This window comes from Cellulomonas sp. P1_C4, assembly GCF_056406355.1.
Window position 1 is genome coordinate 1 of sequence record NZ_JBFUAI010000020.1, and the last position, 24,339, is coordinate 24,339.

General features: G+C 73.8%; 26 protein-coding genes. 11 read left to right on the forward strand and 15 right to left on the reverse strand.

All coding sequences use genetic code 11. The features are described from left to right. Positions 1–893: translation initiation factor IF-3 (gene infC, locus AC1DYZ_RS15595; RefSeq protein ID WP_477066064.1), on the reverse strand; the 893-nt coding region annotated here is incomplete at its 3' end. 293 nt (positions 894–1,186) lie between these two features. Between infC and AC1DYZ_RS15600 the strand changes: the two genes are divergently transcribed. Next, positions 1,187–1,555: a DUF1844 domain-containing protein gene (locus AC1DYZ_RS15600; RefSeq protein WP_477066065.1), complete on the forward strand. Its 369-nt coding sequence runs from the start codon at positions 1,187–1,189 to the stop codon at positions 1,553–1,555. Here the strand turns inward: AC1DYZ_RS15600 and AC1DYZ_RS15605 are convergent. Beyond that, entirely contained in the window at positions 1,536–2,825 is a 1,290-nt protein-coding gene (locus AC1DYZ_RS15605) for an MFS transporter (protein WP_477066066.1), read from the reverse strand. The genes AC1DYZ_RS15600 and AC1DYZ_RS15605 overlap by 20 nt on opposite strands. A 107-nt stretch (positions 2,826–2,932) precedes the next feature. Between AC1DYZ_RS15605 and AC1DYZ_RS15610 the strand changes: the two genes are divergently transcribed. From AC1DYZ_RS15610 to AC1DYZ_RS15620, 3 genes are read left to right on the forward strand one after another with little or no spacing between them, the layout of a single operon-like run. Further along, entirely contained in the window at positions 2,933–3,586 is a 654-nt protein-coding gene (locus AC1DYZ_RS15610; protein WP_477066067.1) for a hypothetical protein, read from the forward strand. After that, positions 3,583–4,308, forward strand: coding sequence for a S1C family serine protease (locus tag AC1DYZ_RS15615; RefSeq protein ID WP_477066068.1), 726 nt, complete (start codon positions 3,583–3,585; stop codon positions 4,306–4,308). The genes AC1DYZ_RS15610 and AC1DYZ_RS15615 overlap by 4 nt, the downstream gene beginning before the upstream one ends. 16 nt (positions 4,309–4,324) lie before the next feature. Beyond that, positions 4,325–4,726, forward strand: a complete 402-nt coding sequence (locus tag AC1DYZ_RS15620) for a spore germination protein GerW family protein (protein WP_477066069.1) — start codon at positions 4,325–4,327, stop codon at positions 4,724–4,726. On the opposite strand, the gene AC1DYZ_RS15625 is transcribed toward AC1DYZ_RS15620, so the two are convergent. From AC1DYZ_RS15625 to hisD, 10 genes are all read right to left on the reverse strand, one after another. Beyond that, on the reverse strand, positions 4,723–5,454 hold the full coding sequence (locus AC1DYZ_RS15625; protein WP_477066070.1) for an SseB family protein: 732 nt from the start codon (positions 5,452–5,454) through the stop codon (positions 4,723–4,725). The genes AC1DYZ_RS15620 and AC1DYZ_RS15625 overlap by 4 nt on opposite strands. Then, a complete protein-coding gene (gene priA / locus AC1DYZ_RS15630; protein WP_477066071.1) occupies positions 5,451–6,191 on the reverse strand; it encodes a bifunctional 1-(5-phosphoribosyl)-5-((5-phosphoribosylamino)methylideneamino)imidazole-4-carboxamide isomerase/phosphoribosylanthranilate isomerase PriA in 741 nt (246 codons plus the stop codon). Before priA ends, AC1DYZ_RS15625 begins: the two co-directional genes overlap by 4 nt. Next, positions 6,188–6,838 carry a type 1 glutamine amidotransferase family protein gene (locus tag AC1DYZ_RS15635; RefSeq protein WP_477066072.1) on the reverse strand — a complete coding sequence of 217 codons (651 nt, stop codon included), beginning with the start codon at positions 6,836–6,838 and terminating at the stop codon, positions 6,188–6,190. The genes priA and AC1DYZ_RS15635 overlap by 4 nt, the downstream gene beginning before the upstream one ends. Positions 6,839–6,933: 95 nt before the next feature. Then, entirely contained in the window at positions 6,934–7,428 is a 495-nt protein-coding gene (locus AC1DYZ_RS15640; RefSeq protein ID WP_477066073.1) for a hypothetical protein, read from the reverse strand. Continuing rightward, positions 7,428–8,039, reverse strand: a complete 612-nt coding sequence (gene hisB / locus AC1DYZ_RS15645) for an imidazoleglycerol-phosphate dehydratase HisB (RefSeq protein ID WP_456826875.1) — start codon at positions 8,037–8,039, stop codon at positions 7,428–7,430. The genes AC1DYZ_RS15640 and hisB overlap by 1 nt, the downstream gene beginning before the upstream one ends. Then, positions 8,036–9,151, reverse strand: a complete 1,116-nt coding sequence (locus AC1DYZ_RS15650) for a histidinol-phosphate transaminase (protein ID WP_477066074.1) — start codon at positions 9,149–9,151, stop codon at positions 8,036–8,038. Before AC1DYZ_RS15650 ends, hisB begins: the two co-directional genes overlap by 4 nt. A 10-nt stretch (positions 9,152–9,161) precedes the next feature. Then, on the reverse strand, positions 9,162–10,157 hold the full coding sequence (locus AC1DYZ_RS15655; protein WP_477066075.1) for an NAD-dependent epimerase/dehydratase family protein: 996 nt from the start codon (positions 10,155–10,157) through the stop codon (positions 9,162–9,164). Continuing rightward, positions 10,154–12,706 (reverse strand): alpha/beta fold hydrolase, encoded by a 2,553-nt coding sequence (locus AC1DYZ_RS15660; protein WP_477066076.1) that lies wholly within the window; start codon positions 12,704–12,706, stop codon positions 10,154–10,156. Before AC1DYZ_RS15660 ends, AC1DYZ_RS15655 begins: the two co-directional genes overlap by 4 nt. Continuing rightward, complete coding sequence (locus AC1DYZ_RS15665) at positions 12,703–13,725, reverse strand: 3-oxoacyl-ACP synthase III (protein ID WP_477066077.1); 1,023 nt, start codon at positions 13,723–13,725, stop codon at positions 12,703–12,705. The genes AC1DYZ_RS15660 and AC1DYZ_RS15665 overlap by 4 nt, the downstream gene beginning before the upstream one ends. A gap of 97 nt (positions 13,726–13,822) precedes the next feature. Continuing rightward, complete coding sequence (gene hisD, locus AC1DYZ_RS15670; RefSeq protein WP_477066078.1) at positions 13,823–15,145, reverse strand: histidinol dehydrogenase; 1,323 nt, start codon at positions 15,143–15,145, stop codon at positions 13,823–13,825. 99 nt (positions 15,146–15,244) lie between these two features. On the opposite strand from hisD, the gene AC1DYZ_RS15675 reads away from it, so the two are divergent. After that, entirely contained in the window at positions 15,245–15,463 is a 219-nt protein-coding gene (locus AC1DYZ_RS15675) for an RNA-binding S4 domain-containing protein (protein WP_456825205.1), read from the forward strand. Positions 15,464–15,476: 13 nt separating this feature from the next. Here the strand turns inward: AC1DYZ_RS15675 and AC1DYZ_RS15680 are convergent, their stop codons facing one another. Beyond that, positions 15,477–15,974 (reverse strand): SRPBCC family protein, encoded by a 498-nt coding sequence (locus tag AC1DYZ_RS15680; RefSeq protein WP_477066079.1) that lies wholly within the window; start codon positions 15,972–15,974, stop codon positions 15,477–15,479. Beyond that, positions 15,964–16,335, reverse strand: coding sequence for an ArsR/SmtB family transcription factor (locus AC1DYZ_RS15685; RefSeq protein WP_477066080.1), 372 nt, complete (start codon positions 16,333–16,335; stop codon positions 15,964–15,966). Before AC1DYZ_RS15685 ends, AC1DYZ_RS15680 begins: the two co-directional genes overlap by 11 nt. Positions 16,336–16,386: 51 nt before the next feature. Here AC1DYZ_RS15685 and AC1DYZ_RS15690 point away from each other — a divergent pair, with 51 nt between their 5' ends. From AC1DYZ_RS15690 to AC1DYZ_RS15715, 6 genes are read left to right on the forward strand one after another with little or no spacing between them, the layout of a single operon-like run. Continuing rightward, positions 16,387–16,977, forward strand: a complete 591-nt coding sequence (locus AC1DYZ_RS15690) for a peroxiredoxin (RefSeq protein WP_477066081.1) — start codon at positions 16,387–16,389, stop codon at positions 16,975–16,977. Between the two features lie 33 nt (positions 16,978–17,010). Next, entirely contained in the window at positions 17,011–17,580 is a 570-nt protein-coding gene (locus tag AC1DYZ_RS15695; RefSeq protein ID WP_477066082.1) for an RNA polymerase sigma factor, read from the forward strand. Beyond that, on the forward strand, positions 17,577–18,395 hold the full coding sequence (locus AC1DYZ_RS15700; protein ID WP_477066083.1) for a zf-HC2 domain-containing protein: 819 nt from the start codon (positions 17,577–17,579) through the stop codon (positions 18,393–18,395). The genes AC1DYZ_RS15695 and AC1DYZ_RS15700 overlap by 4 nt, the downstream gene beginning before the upstream one ends. Further along, entirely contained in the window at positions 18,392–19,270 is an 879-nt protein-coding gene (locus AC1DYZ_RS15705; protein WP_477066084.1) for an ATP-binding cassette domain-containing protein, read from the forward strand. The genes AC1DYZ_RS15700 and AC1DYZ_RS15705 overlap by 4 nt, the downstream gene beginning before the upstream one ends. Further along, a complete protein-coding gene (locus tag AC1DYZ_RS15710; protein ID WP_477066085.1) occupies positions 19,267–20,145 on the forward strand; it encodes a hypothetical protein in 879 nt (292 codons plus the stop codon). Before AC1DYZ_RS15705 ends, AC1DYZ_RS15710 begins: the two co-directional genes overlap by 4 nt. Before the next feature lie 23 nt (positions 20,146–20,168). Then, positions 20,169–20,789: a hypothetical protein gene (locus AC1DYZ_RS15715; protein ID WP_477066086.1), complete on the forward strand. Its 621-nt coding sequence runs from the start codon at positions 20,169–20,171 to the stop codon at positions 20,787–20,789. Here the strand turns inward: AC1DYZ_RS15715 and dnaE are convergent. Then, a complete protein-coding gene (dnaE, locus tag AC1DYZ_RS15720; protein ID WP_477066087.1) occupies positions 20,730–24,269 on the reverse strand; it encodes a DNA polymerase III subunit alpha in 3,540 nt (1,179 codons plus the stop codon). The genes AC1DYZ_RS15715 and dnaE overlap by 60 nt on opposite strands. Positions 24,270–24,339: the final 70 nt, after the last annotated feature.

The following is a 24,339-nucleotide window of genomic DNA, read 5'->3' on the forward strand; positions in this document are numbered from 1 at the left end:
GCGGCCGGACGCGAGGCAGCCGGGCGAGGAGCAGCGGCCGGACGAGGCGCGACCGGCGCGGGCGCCGGGGTCTCGACGGCGGCGGGCGCCTCGACGACGGGCTCGACAGCGGCGGGAGCCTCGACCGGGGCCGGCGTCTCCACCACGGCGGGCGTCTCGACGACGGCCGGGGTCTCGACGACAGCGGCGGGCGCCTCGACGACGGGCTCGGCCGGAGCCGGGTTCGCCGCCGCAGCAGCGGCCGCGGCGGCTGCCGCAGCGTTCTGCTCGCGTGCCGCAGCAGCCTGCGCCGCACGGCGCTGCTCCTGCTTCTGGTCCGCCTTCTTCTTGTTCGGGCCGAGCACCATGATCATGTTGCGGCCGTCCTGCTTCGGCATGCTCTCGATGAAGCCGAGCTCCGAGACGTCGTCGGCCAGCCGCTGCAGCAGGCGCACGCCCATCTCGGGGCGGGACTGCTCGCGGCCGCGGAACATGATCATGACCTTGACCTTGTCGCCGGCCGTGAGGAACCGCTCGACGTGGCCCTTCTTGGTGCCGTAGTCGTGCGGGTCGATCTTCAGCCGGAAACGGATCTCCTTGAGGACCGTGTTGGTCTGGTTCCGCCGGGCCTCGCGGGCCTTCATGTCTGCTTCGTACTTGAACTTGCCGTAGTCCATGATCTTGCAGACGGGCGGACGAGCGTCAGGTGCGACCTCGACAAGGTCGAGGTCAGCGTCCTGAGCCAGGCGCAGTGCGTCCTCCACGCGGACGATCCCGACCTGCTCGCCGTTGGGGCCGACCAGGCGGACCTCGGCTACGCGGATCCGATCGTTGATGCGGGGCTCGCTGATGTGGTGCTCCTCAGGTTCGTCGTGGCGACCGTCAGGAACGAGGAAGGCCCCCGTCCTGAGCACAGGAGGAGGCCTCGAAGTCCGCCACGTGCCCACGGCCGCAGCCATGCTCACGCCACCGGGACCTGCTTGCGCCGTCCGGTGCGGACTGGAACCCGGTCTCTGTCGTCGGTGCGCATCCAGCGCATCGATCGGTCGAGGCCCAGGTGGGAGAGACTCCACTTGTGCGCCTGAGCCGTGTTCCGCTCGTGAGAGCGAGGCACAGCCCAGGTCAGTCGACTGCCAAGACTACCAGAGAAGCGGGGTGCGCCCGAACCGGCGCCGGAGCACCCATGGCCCGATGAGAGGATCGAGCCATGACCGAGAGCAGTCCCAGCACGGACCCCACCACCGCGGCCACCCGCGACATCGCGGACGTCGCCGCCGTCGAGGTCATCACGACCGCCGCCGTCCACCTCATGAGCGCAGCCGCCGTCAAGTGTGGTCTCGCCGAGGACGGACCGACCGGTGCGGGCGCCGACTTCATGGACCTGGACGAGGCCCGCAAGCTCATCACCGCGCTCGCCGCGCTGGTCACGGCCTCGGCTCCGGACATCGGCAACCAGCACGCCCGCTCGCTGCGGGACGGTCTGCGCTCACTGCAGCTGGCGTTCCGCGAGGCGTCACCGTTCCCCGACGCCCCCGGCGAGGGCCCCGGCGAGAAGTTCACCGGCTCGGTCGTCTGACCCGCTCGCGTCGGGCGGCGCCGGCGCCGCGGTGGCGGACGAGCCGGACCCTGGTGCGGGTGGCGGGCACGTGACGCGGCACCTCACGGTCGGCCGTCTCGGGCTCGCTCCGGCGGCGGACGGTCGCGAGCGCGACGAGCCCGCTGACGGCGATGGCGCCGCCCACGACGGCGGCGGTGAGGAACCCGGCGCCCGGCGTCGTCCGGTCGATCACCGCGCCGCACAGGGGTGCGCCGAGCGCGTTGCCGACCGTTCCCATCGTCCCGCTCCAGCCCATGACCTCGCCCCGCCGGTGCTCGGGGACCAGGCGGACGAGCGTCGCGTTGATCGAGGACAGCGCGGGCGCGCAGGGCAGGCCGGCGATGACGATCGCGACCGCGAGCCAGACCTGCCCCGTGGCGAAGGCGGCAGGGACGGCGGCGAGCGCGAGGACGGCGACCAGCACGAGCGGTGACGGGTTGCGGTGCGTGGCCCCGTGCACGAGCCCGCCGACCACCGAGCCGCCGGCCCACAGCGCGATCATCCAGCCGACGTCCGCCGAGCGGCCGGCGTCGTTCAGGGTGGCGACGAGCGACACGTCGGTGCCGACGAGCACGAAGGCGGCAGCGAGGCCCGCGAGGAGCACGACGACCAACCCCGGGCTGAGCAGCCGGCCCTTCGGCAGCTCCGCGACCGGCCCGGCCGACGGTGCGCTGCGGGTGGGCGGGTTCGCCCACATGAGGAGGACCCCGGCGCCGACGGTCAGCGCGCCGACCACGGTCAGGGCCACCGACGTCGACGCCTGCGTCGCGAGCAGCACGCCGACGACCGGCGAGAGCATGAAGGTCAGCTCGACGGCGACCGAGTCGAGCGAGAACGCGGCCCGCTGGTGCTGGAGGGGCACCAGCACCGACAGGGACTGCCGGCTGACGGAGAACACTGGCACCAGGAAGAGCCCGGCGAGGAACGCCGCACCGATGAGGGCCCCGTAGGTGAGGTGCGGAGCCGCGAGCCAGACCGCCGACTCGACGACGACCGACGGGGCGACCGCGCGGCGCAGCCCGAGCTTGTCGACGAGGCGGCCGCGCCACGGCGCGCCGAGCGCCATCCCGACGGTCGCGGCGCCGACGACGATGCCCGCCTGGGCGTAGCCGCGGCCCAACGTGGAGACGACGTGCAGCGTGAGGACCACGCCGACCATGGCCGACGGGATGCGGGCGAGGAAGGAGACGCCGAAGAGCCGCGCGACGCCGGGCAGGCGCAGCACGGCTCCGTAGGTCGTCGAGGGCATCCGACGATTGTCGCCGCTGCCTCGCGGTGTCCCGGGCGCGGTCGCCGTCCGCCGGCCGGGGCCGAACATCACCCTGAAAGCGGCTGATGGCCTCCTATCCTGGGGCGATGCAGCCCGACGACCCCCGCGCGAGTGCCGGGACGCCCCCGGAGCCGCAGCGCCCGGTGACGGAGATCACCCCCGCGCCTCCGTCGTGGCTGCCGGCCGTGCCGGATTCGTCCGAGTCCCCGTCGCCGACCCGTCGGCGCGGGCCTCGGGTCACGACGACCGTGCTCGCGGTGCTGCTCGTCGCGACCCTCGTGGGCGGGGGCCTGCTCCTGGCGCACATGCTCCGGACGAACGAGGCGTGGCAGGCCTCGACGCAGGACTGGGAGACGCTCGCGCGCTCGACCGGGAAGGACCTCGCGACGTCCCAGGCCGACCTCGCCGCGACGCAGGCCGAGCTCGACGCCGCGCGGGGGCAGCTGGCGACCGCCCAGGAGCGGATCACACAGCTGGCCGACGAGAAGGCGCAGCTGGGCGACACGAGCGCGTCGCAGCAGCAGCTCGCCGACTACCAGTCACGCGTGTCGCAGGCGGCCGGGCAGGTGGCCACCGCGCTGGCCGCCTGCGTCGACGGGCAGCAGCGCCTCATCGGGTACCTGCAGAACTCCGCGCAGTACGACCAGGCCGACCTCGCGCGGTTCACCTCCGACGTGCAGACGGTGTGCCAGAAGGCGACCGACGCCAACGCGGCGCTCCAGGGCGAGCTCCAGCGATGAGGAGCCGCGTCGTGCTCGTCGGCGCCGTGCTGCTGCTCACCGCGGGGTGCAGCGTGCTCCCGGCGATGCCCGCACCCGTGCCCACCAGCGTCGTGCCCACCGACCTCCCCCGGCCGACCCCGACGTCCAGCGGGAACCTCTCCCCCGACGGCTTCGACTCGGCGCAGCGGATGGCCGTGCGCATCCGCAACATCGGCTGCGGGGCGCTGTCGACGGGATCGGGCTTCGCGATCGACGACCACACGCTGGTCACCAACCGGCACGTGGTCGAGGACGCCTCGACGCTGCAGATCGCCACGTACGACGGCCGTGACGTCGCGGCCGCCGCGGCCAGCACCGCCGACCTGGCGGACCTCGCGATCGTGCACACGCAGGACGCGCTGCCGGCCGCTCCGGAGCTCGCCAGCGCCGACCCGGCGATCGGCGACGCCGTCACGGTCGTCGGCTACCCGCTCGGGCAGGCACTCACCGTCACCACGGGCCACGTCCTGTCCAGCGAGACCGACCCGCTCAACGAGAACCTCGGCGCCGTCCTGGTCACCGACGCCCCCGTCGAGCACGGCAGCTCGGGCTCCGCCGTGCTGGACGCCGACGGCCGCGTGGTGGGCGTCGTGTACGCCAAGGACGCAGACGGGCACAGCTTTGTGGTGCCCGTGAGCACGCTGCGGTCCATGCTGGACGACGAGGCGTCGTTCACACCCGCCGCACCCTGTACCGGCTGACCCTTCGGAGGTTCTCATGCCTGTCCCGCGCTTCGACCCAGAGACCGTCACGCGTGCCACCAACGACGCCCTGTCCGTCCGACGGGTGTTCGGTGAGGCGTACGAGCGCGAGGGAACGCTCGTCATCCCGGTCGCCAAGGTGTGGGGCGCGACCGGGTCCGGGGCCGGCTCCGGCCAGAGCGGTGCGTCGGACGAGCCCGAGGGCGACACCGTGCCCAAGGGCACCCAGGTCGGGCACGGCGGGGGCGGCGGGTACGGCGTGCGGGTCAAGGCGGTCGGCGTCTTCGTCGTCGACGGCGCAGGCGCCCACTGGCGGCCGGCCCTCGACCTCAACCGCGTGATCCTCGGCGGTCAGCTGGTGGCCGCGTTCGTGCTCAGCACGTGCGCCCTCGCGTGGGCGGTCAGGCGCCGCCGCTAGCGTGCCGCGCGCGGCCGCAGCTCGAGCGAGTCGACCCGCGTAGCTACCAGCTCCACACCGGCCACCGCGGTGTTGACCTGCGCGAGCACCGAGTCGAGCCCGGCGCGGTCCAGGCCGGCGACGAGGTCGACGACGACCGCGACCTCGGCGCGCGCTCCGGGCACCGCGTCGACGGCGACCACGCCAGCAACGGGTGCCACCGCCGCGGCGATCGCGGCGCGGACCTCCGGGTCCACGCCGTCGGCCGTCACCGCCGGGCGCCAACGCTCCTGCTGGGCGAGCGCCCACACGGCCGGCCGCGGGACGAGGACAGTCGTCGGACCGCCCGGGTCCACGACGAGCACCTCCCAGCCCTCGGTCACGGCCGAGAGCGCCGCGCGGGCGACGTCCGAGGGCACCGGTCGCGCGTCGGGCCGCCACGCCGTCATCGTCGCGACCGACGTGAAGACCGGCAGGGCCGTGCGGCCGTCGGGAGCCCGCAGCGCGACGATGCCCGCGGAGGCCTCCTTGTCGACCGTGTGCTCGTGGCCGGCGTGCACGACGACGTCCTCGACCTCCAGCTCGGCGAGCACGGGGACTAGGACGCGGGTGCCCTCGAGCGCGTCGACCACCGCCGCGACCGTGCCGGTGCCGGCGTCGAGCGCGGCCAGCGCGGCGGCCACGGCGGGATCGGCCGTGCCGTCGTCGCCCGCGAACGGGGAGGACGGCGGCAGCTCGCGTCCCGTCACGGGCGGCCCGCGACGTCCAGCGCCTCGGGCAGCGTGAACGCGCCCGCGTACAGCGCCTTGCCGACGATCGACCCCTCGACACCGAGCGGCACGAGCGTCCGCAGCACGCGCAGGTCCTCGAGGCTGGACACGCCGCCCGAGGCGATCACCGGGGCGTCGGTCCGGGCGCACATCTCGCGCAGCAGCTCGACGTTCGGGCCGTTGAGCATGCCGTCCTTGTTCACGTCGGTCACGACGTAGCGGGCGCACCCGGCGTCCTCGAGGCGGGCGAGGACCTCCCAGAGGTCGCCGCCGTCCTTCGTCCAGCCGCGCGCGGCGAGCGTGGTGCCGCGCACGTCCAGGCCCACCGCGATCTGCTCGCCGTAGGACCCGATCACGCGTGCGGTCCACTCCGGGTTCTCCAGGGCGGCCGTGCCGAGGTTGATGCGCGTGGCACCGGTGCCGAGCGCGCGCTCGACCGACGCGTCGTCGCGGATACCGCCGGAGAGCTCGACCTTGACGCCCTTGGCGACCAGCTCGGCGGTCACCTCGGCGAGCAGGACCGCGTTGGAGCCGCGCCCGAATGCCGCGTCGAGGTCGACCAGGTGGATCCACTCCGCGCCACCGGCGTACCAGTCGAGCGCGGCCGAGAGCGGGTCGCCATACCCCGTCTCTGTGCCGGCGGCGCCCTGGGTCAGGCGGACGGCCTGGCCGTCGGCGACGTCGACGGCGGGCAGCAGCTCGAGGCGGTCGGTCATGCGTGGTCTCCGGGGGTGGCAGGGGCGGGAAGGGACGCGACCCAGCGTGCGAGCACCTGGGCGCCGGCGTCGCCGGAGCGTTCCGGACGCAGCTGGAGGGCGGTGAGGGGGCCGTTCTCGACGGCGGCGACGAACCGGGCCGGGCCGGCCGACCAGGTGACGACGGGGACGACGAGGCGCGTGTCCGCGGGCCAGTCGTCGAGCAGCGGGAACGTCGTGGCGGCGTGGGCGTGCTCGAAGGCGAACTCGGCGTCCTCGAGCCCGGCGAACAGCCGCGACCCGTCCGACACCTCGACCGGGACCGGTCCCGGAGGCTCGACGGGGTCGACGACGCCCGGCCACTCCCCCAGGCCCTCGGCTCCCGGTCCGGCCGCGAACATCACGTGCATCCCGACGCCGATGGCGAGCACGGCCCGACCGCCCGCGAGCCGACGGTCCACGACCTGGTCKCCGCCGACGGCCAGGACCCCGGCGATGACCTCCGCGAACGGCCCGTTCMCCGCGATGACCAGCCCGTCGGCGACGAGGGCGGCGCGCTTGTCGGACGTGATCTCGACCTGGGCGCCCGCGCGGGTCAGGGCCTCGGCCAGCGGGACGTGGTCGTCGGGACCGTGGTCGAGCACGACGACGAGGGGCTGGGCGGGCACCGGACCACGGTACCCGCGGCCGGCGCGCCGCTCGGTCGGGCGCCGGTCCGCGAGACGGATGCTCCGCGACGGGCGAAACGTTCCTCTCGGGACGGCTACTGCGACTTCTTCTTGCCCGAGCCCGTGATCGTCCGCATCGCCTGCCAGCGCGACATCCCCACGCTCGTGACGACGCCCTCGACGTCGCCCGCCTGCACCGAGCCGAGCAGCAGGTCCTCGAGCACCGCGGGCGCGTCGGACAGGACCAGGCCGGCGGGGAGCTTGTCGCCGCGCTCGCCGGCGGTCCAGCGGGTCGCGGTGATCTGGCCCTCGCGCCGCTCCAGCAGGATCACCGGCAGCGTGCGCAGCAGCTTCGAGATCGCCCCGGCGCCCTCGGCGGCGGCCCGCGGGTCGCGCAGGACCGCGATCGCGCCGATGTCCGTCGGCACGACGTCGACCTCGACCTTGGCGATCGCGCACGCGGCCGCCAGCGGCGCGGGAGCGGCCACCTGCGTGATCACCAGGACGACCGACGGGTCCTCCGGCGGCGCGTCGAGCAGCGAGGAGAGGTCGTCGGGGACCTCGAAGTCGTCGGGCAGCTCGTCGGACATCACAGCGCGCCCTTCGTCGACGGGATCCCGTCCACCCGCGGGTCGAGCGCGACGGCGAACCGCAGCGCCCGCGCGAGCGCCTTGAACTGGGCCTCGACGATGTGGTGCGGGTCGCGGCCCGCGAGGACGCGGACGTGGATGCTGAAGGCGGCGTGGTGCGCGATCGACTCGAGCACGTGCCGGGTGAGCGAGCCCGTGAAGTGGCCGCCGATCAGGTGGTACTCCTGGCCGGGAGGCTCGCCCGTGTGCACGAGGTACGGCCGCCCGGACACGTCGACGACCGCCTGGGCGAGCGCCTCGTCGAGGGGCACCGTGGCGTCGCCGAACCGCGAGATCCCGCGCTTGTCGCCCAGCGCCTCGCGCAGGGCCTCGCCGATCGTGATCGCCACGTCCTCGACGGTGTGGTGCGCGTCGATGTGCGTGTCGCCGGTCGCCTTGACGGTGAGGTCGATCAGCGAGTGCTTGCCCAGCGCGGTGAGCATGTGGTCGTAGAACGGCACCGTCGTCGAGATGTCGGTGCGACCGGTGCCGTCGAGGTCGAGCTCGACCAGCACGCTCGACTCGCTCGTCGCGCGCTCGATGCGCGCGGTACGGGCCTTGGGAGTACTCACAGCCCAGCCACCTCCACCAGGGCGTCCCGGAACGCCGCCATGTCCTGCGGGGTGCCGACCGACACCCGCAGCCACCCGTCAGGCCCCACCTCACGGATGAGAACCCCACGGTCGAGCAGACCCTGCCAGATCGCGTGCCGGTCGTCGAACAGGCCGAACAGCACGAAGTTCGCGTCGGACTCCGCGACGGTGAGCCCGCGCTCCCGCAGCCACACGACGAGGGCGTCGCGCTCGTCGCGCAGGGAGCCCACCTGGGCCATCAGGGCCGGCGCGTGCGCGAGCGCCGCGCGGGCGACCGCCTGCGTCACGGCCGAGAGGTGGTACGGCAGGCGGACGACGCGCAGGGCGTCGACGAGGGCCGGCGCAGCGGCGAGGTAGCCGACGCGTGCACCGGCGAGACCGAAGGCCTTCGACATCGTGCGGCTCACGGCGAGGTGCGGGTGGTCGGCCAGGAGCTCGAGCGCCGACGGCGTGCCCGCGCGGCGGAACTCGCCGTACGCCTCGTCGACGACGACCACGCAGCCGCCCGGCACCGCCGCGGCGGCGTCGAGCACCGCGAGCACCGTCGCGGCGGGCAGCGCCGTGCCGGTCGGGTTGTTCGGGCTGGCCAGCAGCACGACGGACGGCGCGTGCTCGGCGATCGCGGCGCGCGCGACGTCGGGGTCGAGCCCGAAGTCCTCCTCGCGGCGCCCGGCGACCCACCCCGTGAACGTGTCGCGCGCGTACTCCGGGTACATCGAGTACGTCGGTGCGAACGACAGCACCGTGCGGCCCGGTCCGCCGAAGGCCTGCAGGACGTGCAGCATGATCTCGTTCGACCCGTTCGCGGCCCACACCTGCTCCGTGGCCAGCGCGACGCCGGACTCCACCTCCAGGTACGCGGCGAGGTCGGCGCGCAGGGCGTCGAAGTCCCGGTCCGGGTAGCGGTTCAGGCCCGCGGCCGCCCGCGCGACCGCCGCCGCGATGTCGGAGACCACGTCGGGCGCGGGCGCGTACGGGTTCTCGTTGACGTTGAGCAGGTGCGGCACGTCGAGCTGGGGCGCGCCGTACGGCTCGAGGCCGACGAGGTCGGGACGCAGCGGGAGGGCGCCGCGAAGGAGATCAGCAGTCACGTGCCCGAGTCTAGGGAGCCGCGGACGACGGCTGCCGCGCCGTCCACTCCGCCAGACGGGCCAGCCCCTCGTCGAGGCTCACGGCGGGCTCCCACCCGAGCGCCTCGCGCGTGCGCCTCTGGTCGAACCAGTGGGCGGTGGACAGCTGCTCGGCGACGAAGCGGGTCAGCGGCGGCTCGCCCGGCAGGGGCAGCGCCCGCCAGGCCGCGTCGAGGACGGAACCCGCGCCGCGCGCGAGCGCCGCGGGGACGTGCCGTCGCGGGGTCGGGACGCCGGAGGCCTCGCAGATCCCGATGAGCAGCTCGAGCACGGGTCGCGGCTCGCCGTTGGTGACGACGTAGGCCTCGCCGTACGCGGCCGGGTCGGCGTGCAGCGCCGCCACCAGGGCGTCGACCGCGTTGTCGACGTAGGTCGTGTCGATGAGCGCGGCGCCCTTGCCGAGGACGGGCAGCCGGCCGCTGCGCGCGCGGTCCACCACGCGCGCGACCAGCTGGGTGTCGCCCGGTCCCCACACGACGTGGGGCCGGACCACGATGACTCCCACGCCGCCCGGGTCGTGCGCCGCGAGCGCGAGGAGCTCCGCGGTCGCCTTCGTCCGGGCGTAGTGGCCGCGCGCGTGCGACGGGTCGGCGGGGCCCGCGGGCGCCCCGGCCAGCGACCGGCCGAGGTGAGCCACCGACGGCGACGAGACGTGCACGAACCGACGCACCCCGGCTGACGCGGCCTCGTTCAGCAGGTGCCGGGTGCCGTCGACGTTCACGGCCTCGAACTGGCTGAGCGGCCCGGTGATGTCCACCTTGGCCGCGAGGTGCACGACCGCGTCCCGGCCGTCGACCGCCGTGCGCACGACAGCGGGGTCCGTCACCGACCCGGCGACATCCTGCGCTCCGGCCACGCGCGACGGGCTGCGCTGGAGGGTGCGGACGTCGTGCCCGTCGGCCACCAGGCGCTCGGCGACCGCCCGCCCGAGCATGCCGCTGGCACCGGTGACCAGGACGCGCGTCACAGCCGCGCCCGCTCCCCCGCCAGCACGCGCTCGGCCCAGGCCGCGACACGGGCCCGGTCGACCTTCGAGTTGTGCCGGACGTCCGTCGGCAGCTGCTCGACGACGAGCACGGCGGCGACGTCGGTGCCCACGAGCGCGGCCCGCACCTCCGCCGCCAGCCCCGGCTCCGCGACGACCGGGCCGTGCGAGAACACCTCGGGCTGCACCACGACCACGACCTGCTGGGCTCCACGGGGGCCGACACCGACCACGGCCGCCGCGACCACGCCCGGGACGGACTGGGCCCGCTGCTCCAGCCCGACGGGCGTGCGGACGTCGGTGGCCGTGACCAGGACGTGGGCCAACCGGCCCTCGATCCAGAGCCGACCGTCGGCGTCGAGGTGCCCGACGTCGCCGGTGCGGTGCCAGCCGGCGTCCCGCGACGAGGCCTGCTGGGTGAGCCAGAGTCCGTCGTACCGCTCCTTCACGTGGGCCGCGGAGACCAGCACCTCGCCGGTGACTCCCGGCTCCTGCACCGGTGCGCCGGTCGCCTGCCCGTTGGCGTCGAGCTGGCTCACGGCGACCCGCACGCCCGGCACGGGTCGGCCGACGCACACCCCGTCGCCCGGCGGCAGCACCCGCAGCTCCTCGAGCGAGACGTCGGCCACGACCAGGGCCTCGGTCATCCCGTACGGCGTGTGCGCCTCCGCTCCGGGCATGAAGTCGGCGGCCGCCTCCAGCAGCTCGCGACCGACCGGCGCGCCCGCCGAGAGGAACAGCCGGACGCCGGCCAGCGCGGCCCGCTCCGAGCCGTCGGCGGTGCGGACCACCGACCGCAGCGCGGCCGGGGAGGCGAACACGACCGCGGCGTCGATCGCGCGCACGGCCTCCGCCAGCGCGGCCGCGGTGAGCGTGCCCGGCGAGGTCACGTCCATGTGCGGGCTCGCGCTCGTCGCGCCGAGCGCGGGGCCCAGCAGGACGAACGGCGCGAACGCCGCGACGAGCGGGCTGTCGGGTCCGATGCCGTAGGTGCGCCCGACGACGTCGCGCATGGCCGCGAGCCGGCGGTGCGTATACGCGACGCCCTTGGCGGGGCCTGTCGAGCCCGAGGTGAAGAGGACCGCGGCGTCGGCGTCGGCGTCCGGCCACGGGAGGTCCTCGGTCGAGGCTCGCCCCAGCGCGGCGAGCTCGTCGAGGGACGCGCTGACMCCGAGCGCCTGGCGCACGCCCGCGCGCAGCGGTCCGGCGCTGACCAGCATGGGTGCCCAGCGCAGCCACCGCGCCGCGACCAGCGCCCGCTCGATCCCGATGACGACCGTGGGCTCGGCGGCGCGCACCGCGCGGGTGAGCCCCTGGACGCCGAGGCCGGCGTCGGCCACGACAACGACGGCGCCGAGCCGCAGGCACGCGTAGAGCACGGACGTCAGGTCGACCCCCGGCGGCACGAGCAGCGCCACCCGGTCGCCCGGTCGCACCCCGCTCGCCGCGAGGCCTCGGGCGAGCTGGTCCGTGCGGGCCGCGAGCGCCGCCCAGCTCGCGCGGCGGGACCGCGTCCCGGCCAGCTCGACGAGCGCCGTGCCCTCGTCGGCGGCGCGCTCGACCAGGGTCGCGCCGAGCGACCGGTACGGCTCAGGGCTCTCCGCGGGTTCGGGCGCGGCGCCCTGCGCGTCGAGCCAGCGCAGCACTCCCCCGGCCACGTCCGCATCCTCGACCACCAGGTGGCCGGCCCCCTCGAAGCGATGGACGGCGGCGTGCGGGAGGCGTTCGCGCAGGTCCCGCAGGTAGCGCGCGGAGAAGACCGGGTCGCGGGGGCCCCAGAGCAGCAGGGCCGGCACGTCGAGGCCGCGGACGCCGTCGGCGATCCGGTCGAGCTCCGCGCGGCTCGGGTGGTCGGGCGTCGCGGGGATGTCGGCGACGAAGCCGCCGATCCCGGCGCGCCGCTCGGGCGTCCGGTACGGCGCGCGGAAGGCGTCGGCGACCTCGGGTGCCAGTCTCGGGTGGGCGAGCGCGAGGGTGGTCTCGAGGAACGCCGGCGTCGTCACCGTCCCGACGGGCAGCACCCCCGGCGCCATCGCGACGCGCAGCGCCGCGGGCAGCGGGTCGTCGGCCGGCTGGTGCACGGCGGTGTTGGTCAGCACGATCCCCGTCAGCAGGTCCGGGTGGTCCAGCGCCCAGCCCAGGCTCACCACGCCGCCCCAGTCGTGCCCGACCGTCACGACGGGTCCGGTCAGGCCGAGCTGGTCGGTCAGCTCCCCCAGCTGTGCCACCCGGTCGGCGAGCCGGTGCTGCTCGCCGGTCCGCTCGGAGAACCCCATCTCCAGCTGGTCGACGGCGATCACGCGCCACGGGCGCTCGGCCCGCGCCCCAGCCGCGACGAGGCGGCGCCACAGGAAGGACCACGTCGGGTTGCCGTGGACGCACAGCAGCGTCCCGACCGGCTCGGCCTCCAATGAGGGGCCGTTGTCGAGCAGGTGCCAGGTCCGCGATCCCAACTGCACCACCCGCGACCAGCGCGGATCGATCCCGCCGGCCTCGAGGACGTCCGCCGGGGGTGTCGACGCGGCGGTCACCAGACGATCTCGGCCATGGCGGTGTGGAGGCCCGAGCCGACGCCCATGCACAGCACCCGGTCGCCCGTGCGCAGCGAGTCGGCCTGCGTCGCGAGCGTCATCGGCAGGGCGGCCGGACCGACGTTCCCCCAGCGCGGGAAGGTCGTCGGCACGCGCTCGGGGTCCAGGCCCAGCGCCTCGACGATCGAGCGGGTGTGCACCGAGGAGACCTGGTGGGTGACGATGCGGTCGACGTCGGCCCAGTCCCACTCGGGCTGCGCCTCGTTCCAGGCGTCGACGACGAGCTCCAGCCCGCCCGCGAGCAGCCCGCTCGGGTCGGTCTTCATCCCGTCGACCCCGCCGACGCACAGCTCGTGGTGCTGGGTGGCCGAGCGCGCCACGCCGCCGACGAGCCGGTGGGCGCCCGGGTGCAGGTGCGCCGGGCCGAGCACGGCGGCCGCGGCGCCCGCGCCGAGCGTGAGCGTCGCGAACTCCTCGAGGAACGACTCGCGTGTGGTGTCCGGCGAGGTCAGCCGCGCGATCGTGGCCTCCTGCGTCGGACGCGGGTCCTCGCCGTTGACGATCAGCGCGTAGGAGATCTGGCCCGAGTCGATCAGCTGCGCCGCGAGCGTCATGCCGTTGACGAAGCCCAGGCACGCGTTGGTCAGGTCGAAGTTGAGCGCGCTCGACGGGAGCGACAGGTTGGAGTGGATCCGGGAGGCGACGGAGGGCTCCAAGAACGTCCGGGTCACCGACGTGTTGACCAGCAGGCCGACGTTCCCGGCGTCGATCCCCGCCTCGGCCAGCGCCTTGGCGCCGGCGGCTGTCGCGGCGTCGTCGAACGTCATCTCCTCGTCCCACCAGCGGCGCTCGTGCACCCCCGCCACGCGGGACAGCAGCCCCCGCGGCAGGCGCAGCCGCTTGAGCGTCGGCGCCAGTCGCTCGTCGAACACCGTCGACGGCACCACGACCGGCGCCTCGATGCCGACGACCGCGAGGAGTGCGACATCACGGTGTCGGAACGTCGCGTTGCCTGTCACAGGCTGTCCTCTCGACGGGGGCTGAGGTCGCGCGCCCGGGTGGCGGCGCACACGCAGGGTCGGCGCGGTCCGCGCGCCGGCTCTGGGGAGGGATGAGTCAGAATCGGGCCCGCACCGCCTCGCCGTGCGCCGGGAGTCCCTCGGCGTCCGCGAGCGCGACGATCTTGTCCGCGACCTCGGCGAGCGCATCGGCGTCGTACTCGACCACCTGGACCGCGCGCAGGAACGAGTGCACGCCGAGCCCGCTGGTGAAGTGTGCGCAGCCGCCGGTCGGCAGCACGTGGTTGGAGCCGGCCATGTAGTCGCCCAGCGAGACCGGGGAGTACGCGCCGACGAAGATCGCCCCCGCGCTGGTCACCCGCTCCGCGAGCGCCGCGGCGTCGACCGTCTGGATCTCGAGGTGCTCCGCGCCGTAGGCGTTCACCACCTCGAGGCCCTGCTCCAGGTCGTCCACCAGCACGATCGCGGACTGCTCGCCGCTCAGGGCGGTGGTCACCCGCTCGCGGTGCATCGTGGCGTCGACCCGGTCCATCAGCTTGGCCTCGACCGCCCCGGCGAGCTCGACCGAGGGCGTCACCAGGACGGCGGCGGCGAGCGGATCGTGCTCGGCCTGGGACACAAGGTCCGCGGCGACGTGCGTGGCGTCAGCCGTGCCGTCCGCCAGGATCGCGATCTCGGTGGGGCCGGCCTCGGCGTCGATGCCGACGATCCCCCGCACCAGCCGCTTGGCCGCCGCCACGTACACGTTGCCCGGGCCTGTGACGACGTCGACCGGCTCGCAGAGCGTCTCGCCGTCCACGTCGTCGCTGCCGGCGGCCCCGTACGCGAACATCGCGATCGCCTGCGCACCGCCCACGGCGTACACCTCGTCCACACCGAGCAGCGCGCACGTGGCCAGCACCACCGGGTCGGGCAGCCCGGCGTCGTTCTTCTGCGGCGGCGACGCGACGGCCAGCGACCCGACGCCGGCGGCCTGCGCCGCGACGACGTTCATGACCACCGACGACGGGTACACCGCGAGGCCGCCCGGCACGTAGAGGCCGACGCGACGGACGGGCACCCAGCGTTGCCGGACCTGGGCCCCCGGTGCCAGCTGCACCGTGAAGTCCGCCGGTCGTTGCGCGCCGTGGACCTCGCGCACCCGACGGATGGTCTCCTCGAGCGCTGTCCGGACGTCCGGGTCGAGCACGTCGACGGCCGCGGCGATCGCCGCGGCGGGCACCCGCAGGTGCACGGGCCGCACACCGTCGAAGCGCTCGGCGAGGTCGCGCAGCTCGGCGGCGCCCCGCGCGCGGACGTCCACCAGGATGGGCGCGACGACCTCAGCCGCGTGCTCGACGTCGACCTCCGCGCGGGGCAGCTCCTCGAGGAGCTCCCGGCGCGTGAGGGTGCGACCGCGCAGGTCGATGCGGGTGATCACGTTCCTGAGCATAGGACCGACGTCTGCCGGTGGCCTGACCACGACCACGGTGCGGGCCGTGCGCTGCACCACACTGTCTGCACCAGGCAGACTGCTCCCATGACCACGGTGCCCATCTCCGACGACTCGATCCGGCTCGGCCAGTTCCTCAAGCTCGCCGACCTCGCCGACTCCGGCGCGCACGCCCGAGAGCTGCTCGAGGACGGCGCGGTCACCGTGAACGGCGAGGACGAGGCGCGCCGCGGTCGCCAGCTGGTCCGCGGGGACGTCGTCGAGGTGGACCTGCCGACCGGCTACAAGGAGGCCACGGTCGGCTGACCGGGGCTCGCCTTCACGCGTCCCGGTAGTGCGGCAGGGCCGCCTCGAAGATCTGCTGCCACATCCGGACCGGTCGACCCGCCGTGTGGTCGTCGAGCTGCCCGAGCGAGGCGTGCCAGCCGGCTCCGTAGCCGCGGGCCGCGGACTCGGACAGCCCCAGGTGCTCCAGCACGAGGACCGAGCCGCCGCCGTCCGGGCGGATGGTGACGCTCACGCGCGACTCGTCCTCACCCGGGAACGACCAGCCGACCACCAGTCGCCGCGGCGCGTCGCACTCGAGCACGTCGCCGACGGCGTTCTGTTGCGAGCCCGCCACGTCCTCACCCATCCGCAGCTCGTACCGGCCGCCCACCCGCAGGTCGCCGTAGACCGGTCCGAGCCACCGGCTCAGCCGCGAGGGTTCGGTGATTGACGCCCAGAGGTCCTCCGGCGTCGTCGGGTACCGGCGCTCGAAGCGGACCGACACGTCCGCCCCGGTCGGCACCAGCACGCCCCACACGTCAGTCGTCATCTCGGCTCCTCGTCGTCCCGGTGGACAGGCGGCGCTCACGGGCTCCGCGCACGATCTCCGTCTCCAACGCGTCCAGCCGGCCATCCCAGAACCGGCGGATGCCCCGCGCCCAGCGCTCGACCTCGTCGAACGCCTCGGGGCGCACCGAGTAGAGGCGGACGGCACCCTGCGGCACCGAATCGACAACCCCGGCCTCGCGCAGCACCCGCAGGTGCCGGGACGTCGCGGGCTGGCTGATCCCGAACTCGTCGCCGACCGCCGCCGCGAGGTGCCCCGCGCTGCGCTCCCCGTCGGCCAGGAGCTCGACCAGCCGCCGCCGGACCGGGTCCCCGAGTGCGTCCATCGCGTGCATGGCGACCATGTTTGCATCTAGCGTTATATAACGCAAGCCGCATACGAGTACGGTGGACCCATGGATCTGACGCGGCTCCCCGACGACCTTCCGGTGCCGGTCGACGACGGCGCGGCCGACCACCTCACCGGTGCGCGGTTGCCGGCTCTATCCCTGCCCGCGACGGACGGCAGCGCCGTCGCGCTCGACCGGCTCGGGCCGGGCCGAGCGGTGGTCTACGCGTACCCGATGACGGGCGGCGGCCCGGGCGCGGCGCTACCGGACGACTGGGACAGCATCCCCGGCGCCCGCGGCTGCATCGCCGAGGCGTGCGCCTTCCGGGACCACCACGCCGACCTGCTCGCCGCCGGTGCGGCGGCGGTGTACGGCCTGTCGACGCAGGACACGGCCTACCAGCGCGAGGCCGTCGACCGCCTGCACCTGCCCTTCCCGATGCTCAGCGACGAGGCGTTCGCCCTCACGCACGCGCTGAGGCTGCCGACGTTCGAGGCCGGCGGCCGCACCCTGCTGCGCCGGCTCACGATGATCGTGACCGACGGCGTCGTCGAGAAGGTGTTCTACCCCGTGTTCCCGCCGGACCGGCACGCGGCCGAGGTGCTCGCGTGGCTGACGCAGGCGGTCCGTCCGACAAACTCGGTGCCCCCGATCTGATCCGTCCGCCGGTCGACTCGCGACAGGAGGAGTGTGGAAGCCGCGGCCCTCTCGGACGTCGACCTCCTCCGGGCCGTCGGAGGGGGTGACGAGGCCGCGCTCGCCGCGCTCTTCGACCGTCATGCCGGCTGGCTCGCTCTCCGGCTCGGCCGACGCACGGCCGACGCCGACCTGGTCGCCGACGCACTGCAGGACACGTTCGTGGCCGTGTGGCGTTCCGCTGCGCGGTATCGCGGCGACGGCGACGTCGGTGCGTGGCTCTGGGGCATCGCGATCCGGCGGCTCATCTCCCGGCTGCGGGTGCGGCGCGCGCCGCTCCCGATCGGGGCAGCCGTCATCGAGGCCGGCACCCCCGTCGCGCCCAGCGCCGAGGACGAGCTGCTCGTGCGGCTCGAGCACGGCGACGTGGGTACCGCCCTGCGCTCGCTGTCGCCCGAGCTGCGCACCGTCCTGCAGGCGACCGTGCTCGACGGCCTCACCACACGTGAGGCGGCTCGGCTGCTCGACCTGCCCCAGGGCACCGTCAAGAGCCGGCTCCGGGCGGCGCGCGCCCAGCTGCGACACCACCTCGTCGCCCGTCCCGAACCCTGGAGGCCGACATGACGACCAGCACCTGGCACGCGGCCCCCGACCTGCTCGCGCGGTACGCCGGCGGGAGGCTCGACGACACCGCCCAGGCAGCGGTCGAGGCACACCTGACCGCGTGCGCTCCCTGCCGTGAGCACGCCCGCTCGCTCGCGCCGCCGACACTGCTCGACCGGGCATGGCTCGGCATCCGGAGCGAGGTCGCGGCACCCACCGGCCCGGCGGTGCTGCGACGGCTCGTGCGTCTCGGCCTGCCCGAGCGCGACGCGGTCATCCTGCGCGCCTCGTCCAGCCTGCACACCTCGGCGGCGCTGGCGGTCGGCGCCGCGATCGTGTGCGCGATCGTCGGGGGAACCATCGGCGCGAACCGTCAGGACGCGGCGTTCCTGCTCCTGGCCCCCCTCGTGCCCGTGCTCGCAGTCGTCGCGGCCTACGACGCGACCGACCCGCTGCGACACCTCACCGGCACCACGCCGGCGAGCGCACTGCGCACCGCACTGCTCCGCTCCGTCGCCGCGCTGACGATCGCCGTGCCGCTCACGATCGCCGTCGGCCTGCTGGTTCCCGGCCTGCGTGACCTCGCGGGCACGTGGGTCCTGCCCGGCCTCGCCCTGACGAGCGGTTCGCTCGTCCTGCTCACGAGGTGGACCGCACGAGTGACCTTCCCCGTCGTCGCCGCCGGCTGGCTGGTGCTCGTCGGACTGCGGTCCGGGTCGACCGTCGCCGCGCTCACCTCCACCGGCGGGCAGGTCGCCTGCCTCGTCGCCACCGCTCTTCTCACCGCAGTGCTCGTCCTGCGGACCTCGTCCGCCCGTCCGGAGGGACAGTCATGACACAGACGCCACCCGTCGCCGTGCTCGAGGGGGTCAGCCGGTCGTACGGGTCGACCCACGCGCTGGCGCCCACCGACCTCCGGCTCGACCACGGCATCGTCGGGCTGCTCGGCCCGAACGGAGCCGGCAAGTCCACGATGATCCGCCTGCTCGCGACGGCCATGCAACCGAGCGCCGGCCGCATCGTCGTCGCCGGCTTCGACATCACGGGCTCGGCGGCCGACCGTACGCGGGCGCGGCGCCGGATCGGCTACCTGCCGCAAGAGGTCGGGTTTCCCCGCGGCATGACGGCCTTCGGGTTCCTCGACTACGTCGCGGTGCTCAAGGAATGGCGTGAGACCGGCCCCCGACACCTCGAGGTCCGACGAGTCCTGGACCTCGTCGGCCTCGGAGACCGGCCCACGCGTCGGATCCGTGCCCTGTCCGGTGGGCAGCGGCGCCGGCTCGCGCTCGCGCAGGCGCTCATGGGGACACCGGAGCTCGTCATCCTCGACGAACCGACCACCGGGCTCGACCCGGAGCAGCGCGCCTCTCTCCGGGGGATCCTCTCCGGTCTCGCCGGTGCTGGCTGCGTGCTGCTGGCCACCCATCAGACGGAGGACGTCTCAGCGCTCTGCGATCGGGTGCTGGTGCTCGACGCCGGTCGGATCCGGTTCGACGGGACGCCGGCCGAGCTGATGGCGACGGCCGAGGGGGCAGTCTCGCAGGGCGCGGAGGTCGCCCCGGGTGCGGTGACCTCGTGGCGCACCGGGACCGGTGCTGTCCGGTCCGTCGGCGGCGCCCCCGGACCAGGGTCGGTGCGCGTGGAGCCGACCGTCGAGGATGCGTACCTGCTGCTGCGCGCCGCGCAGCCCGTACCGGGAGCAGTCCGGTGACCGCCGTGGCGAGCTCGGTCCGCCTCGACGCACCTCGCGGCATCGGGGTGCTGGCGCGCCGGGAGATGGTGCGGTACCTGCGTCACCCCCTGTTCTGGCTCGGCGTGCTCCTCACCGCCGCCAGCTGCCTCGGACGGCCCGACGAGCGCATGTCGAGCCTGCTGTCGGTCATCGCCCCGGCGGCGGGGCTCGGACTCTTCGGGCTCGTCGTGATGATGTCGCTGGTCCGCTCATCAGATCGGGCCGCGGCCTCCGGCACGGTGGCCACACCGGAGCGGCTGCGCACGCTCGCCCTCGCCTGTGCCGTCGCCGTCCCGTTCGTCGCCGGCCTGGCGTGGTTCGCGTGGGCCGTCTGGGCGTACCGCCACTGGCCCCCGGCGCCGGACGGGGCTCCGTTCGGCGGGCTGGGCGACAGCTGGTCGCTGGCCGTCCTGTTCGACCTCGGAGTCATGCCTTCCGTCGGCGGCCCTCTCCTCGGACTGGTGGTCGCACGCTGGCTGCCGTTCCGCGGCGCCGCAGCCGTCACAGTGGTGCTCCTCGTTCTGGCGACCATCGTCATGCAGGGGATCTTCGCGCCCCTGCGCACCGTGCGGCTCCTGATGCCTTGGACGTACTTCGGCGGGCCCATCGGCATCCCCGGTGACCCGGAGCGGGTCCTCATCCTCGTCGGCTCGCCGTTCTGGTACGGCACCTACCTCGTCAGTCTGTGCAGCCTCGCCGTGCTCGCGGCTGCAAGCCACGACCCCGAAGGCCCGCGCCGCCGTCTCGGCGTGGCGATGGCCGTCGTCGTCCTGGTCGCCGCCGTCCTCTGCCTGCTCGCTGTCACCATGGGTGTCGACCACACCATGGTCAACCCCATCCCCTCGGCTCCCTGATGTTGCGGTACGCCAGGACGGCGGTGCCCTGGACCCGGGTCGTCGTCGTCGCCGTGCTCGTCCTCGTGCTCCTGGACGTGGTGCGCCGCTGGCCCTACACCATGTGGCCGCTCGAAGGCTGCGCGGTGGGACTGCTCGCCGCCGGCGCGGCGTGGTGCTACGACGAGCCCGCCGCGGCCGTCGCGGACTCCACGCCCCGCGGTCTGGCCTGGCGGACGTGCGCGCGAGGGCTGGGGGTGCTGGCACTCGTCGCGTTCTGGCTCGGCGGCGTCGCGACGGCGCGCGCATCGCTCTTCGGGCACGCGCCCGACGTCGCGCTTCAGGGGGTCGCGGCCATCGTCGTCACGTCCGCTGTCGCCGTCGCCGCGCGCTCACGGGGGTCCGCCATGCCGGGGCGGTCGGTCGCGACGGTCGCCGTGCCGCTCGCCGTCTTCGTCGCGCTCGCCCGACCGATGAGTGACACCGTGGCGGTCTTCCCGTACGTCACCGACGACTGGGGCCGCAGCCGCCTGCTCTGGGTCGCGCTCGGAAGCGCGGCCGCGGCCGTGCTCGTCGCCGTGCTGGCCGGGATCCGAGGGCCGAGCTCAGGACGCCAGGCAGCTAGGCCCGAGCAGCGCCTTGAGGTCGCCGAAGAGGGACGGTGACCGTTCGACCCGGAGCCCGTGGTCGAGGCGCATCACCGTGGCGCGACCGGGACTGGTGAGCCTGAGGTGGACCTCCGTGACGCCCGGGTGCGTGGAGAGCACCTCGCGCAGCCGCTCGACCACGGGTGGGGTGCAGCGCGAGACCGCCATCGACACGACGACCGGAGCGTCGGCGGCCTGCGAGACGTCCGGCAGCGACACCTCCATGGCCTGCAGCTGCATGGTCTCGTCGCGCCGCCGCACGCGCCCCCGGATCACGACGACCGCGTCCTCGGCCAGCGCCGTGGAGTACGCCAGGTAGGTCTCGCCGAAGAACATGATCTCGACCGAGGCCTCCATGTCCTCGATGGTGACCGCGGCCCACGGGTTGCCCTGCTTCGACATCTTGCGCTGCAGCGACGTGATCAGACCCGCGACCACGACGGTCGAGCCGTCCGGACGCTGCTCGTCACCCAGCAGGGTCGCGATCGACACGTCCGCCGCCGCGGCGAGCACGTGCTCGAGCCCCGACAGCGGGTGGTCCGACACGTACAGGCCGAGCATCTCCCGCTCGAACGCCAGCCGCTGCTTCTTGTCCCAGTCCGGCAGGTCCGGCACGACGACCGCGAAGCCCTGCGCGCCGTCGTCGCCACCCAGCATGTCGGCGAAGAGGTCGAACTGGCCCTCGGCCTCCTTGCGCTTGACGCCGATGACCGAGTCCACGGCCTGCTCGTGCACCAGCAGCAGGGCGCGTCGCGCGTGGCCGAGGGAGTCGAACGCGCCGGCCTTGATGAGCGACTCGATGGTCCGCTTGTTGCAGACGACCGCGGGCACCTTGTCGAGGAAGTCGGTGAAGGACGTGAACTCGCCCTTCTCCTCGCGCGCCCGCACGATCGCGTCGACCACGTTCGAACCGACGTTGCGCACGGCCGTCAGACCGAACCGGATGTCCTTCCCGACGGCCGTGAAGTTGGCCGACGACGAGTTCACGTCGGGGGGCAGGACCGTGATCCCCATGTGCCGCGCCTCGCCCAGGTACAGCGCGGACTTGTCCTTGTCGTCGCGCACGCTGGTCAGCAGCGCGGCCATGTACTCGGTCGAGTAGTTGGCCTTCAGGTAGGCGGTCCAGTACGAGATGACCCCGTACGCCGCGGAGTGCGCCTTGTTGAACGCGTAGTCGGAGAACGGCAGCAGGATGTCCCAGAGGGTCTGCACCGCGCCCATCGAGAAGCCGCGCTCGACCATGCCGGCCGAGAAGCCCTCGAACTGCTTGTCCAGCTCCGACTTCTTCTTCTTTCCCATCGCGCGGCGCAGGATGTCGGCCTGGCCGAGCGAGTACCCGGCGACGCGCTGGGCGATCGCCATGACCTGCTCCTGGTAGACGATCAGGCCGTACGTCGTGCCGAGGATCTCCGCGAGCGGCTCCTCGAGCTCGGGATGGATCGGGGTGACGGGTTGGACGCCCGTCTTGCGCAGCGCGTAGTTGGTGTGCGAGTTGGCGCCCATCGGGCCCGGCCGGTAGAGCGCGCCGACCGCCGAGATGTCCTCGAAGTTGTCGGGGCGCATCAGCCGCAGCAGCGAGCGCATGCCGCCGCCGTCCAGCTGGAACACGCCCAGGGTGTCGCCGCGGCCCAGGAGCTCGTACGTGGCCCGGTCGTCCAGCGCGAGGTCCTCGAGGACCACGGGCTCCTTGCCGTTCATGACGATGTTCTCGAGCGCGTCGTCGAGGATCGTCAGGTTGCGCAGCCCGAGGAAGTCCATCTTGATCAGGCCGAGGCCCTCGGACGTCGGGTAGTCGAACTGCGTGATGACTGCGCCGTCCTGCGGGCGCCGCATGATCGGGATGATGTCGATCAGCGGGTCGCTCGACATGATGACGCCGGCCGCGTGCACACCCCACTGGCGCTTCAGGCCCTCGATGCCCTTGGCCAGCTCGACCACGCGCTGCGCCTCGGGGTCCGTCGCGTGGACCTGGCGGAACTCCTCGGCCTCGTTGTACCGCTTGTCCGCCGGGTCGAAGATGCCCGTGAGCGAGATGTCCTTGCCCATGATGGCGGGCGGCATCGCCTTGGTGAGCTTCTCCCCCATCGCGAACGGCATGCCTAGCAGTCGCGCGGAGTCCTTGAGGGCTTGCTTGGCCTTGATCGTGCCGTAGGTGACGATCTGCGCGACGCGGTCCTCGCCGTACTTCTCGGTCACGTACCGGATGACCTCGCCGCGGCGACGCTCGTCGAAGTCGACGTCGAAGTCGGGCATCGAGACGCGGTCGGGGTTGAGGAACCGCTCGAAGATCAGGCCGTGCTGCAGCGGGTCGAGGTCCGTGATCCGCATGGCGTACGCCGCCATCGAGCCGGCACCGGACCCACGGCCGGGGCCGACCCGGATGCCGTTGTTCTTGGCCCAGTTGATGAAGTCGGCGACCACGAGGAAGTACCCCGGGAAGCCCATGCCCGTGATGACCTCGGTCTCGAACTCGGCCTGCTTGCGCACCTCGTCGGGGATCCCGTCCGGGTAGCGCACGTGCAGGCCGGTCTCGACCTCCTTGATGAACCAGCTGGTCTCGTCCTCGCCGGCCGGGACGGGGTAGTTCGGCATGTAGTTGGCCGAGGTGTTGAACGACACCTCGCACTGCTCCGCGACGAGCAGGGTGTTGTCGCAGGCCTCGGGGTGCTCGGCCCAGACGCGGCGCATCTCCTCCGCGGTCTTCACGTAGTAGCCGTCGCCGTCGAACTTGAACCGGTCGGGATCGGCGAGCGTGGAGCCCGAGTTGATGGCCAGCAGCGCGTCCTGCGACGCGCGGTCCTCCTGCTTCACGTAGTGCAGGTCGTTGGTGGCTAGCAGGGGCGCGCCGATAGTCTCCGAGAGGCGCAGCAGGTCCTTGATCGCCCGGGTCTCGATGTCGAGCCCGTGGTCCATCACCTCGATGTAGAAGAAGTCCTTGCCGAAGATGTCCTGCAGCTCGCCGGCCGCGCGGACGGCCTCGTCCCACTGGCCCAGGCGCAGCCGGGTCTGGATCTCTCCCGACGGGCAGCCGGTGGTCGCGATCAGGCCTTTGCCGTACCGCTGCAGCAGGTCGCGGTCCATGCGCGGCCACTTGCCCATCTGCCCCTCGAGCGACGCCAGCGACGAGGCGCGCATGAGGTTGTGCAGGCCCTCGTTGTTCCGGGCCAGCAGCGTCATGTGGGTGTAGGAGCCGCGCGCCGAGACGTCGTCCTGCTCCTGGCCCTGCTGGCCGAACCGCACGCGGGTCTGGTCGAACCGGCTGGTCCCGGGCGTGACGTACGCCTCGACGCCGATGATGGGCTTGATGCCCGCCGCCGTCGCCTTCGACCAGAAGTCGAACGCGCCGAACAGGTAGCCGTGGTCCGTGGTGGCGATCGCCGTCTGGCCGACCCGCTCCACCTCCGCGAACAGGTCGCCCAGCCGGGCGGCGCCGTCCAGCATCGAGTACTCGGTGTGCACGTGGAGGTGGACGAAGTCGGAGCCCCCAGCTGATGCCATGCGGGCGATCCTACGTCGCCGGTCGGACACTCCCTGGCCGCCACCGGCTGTGTCGGCGCGGTGCTCGGCG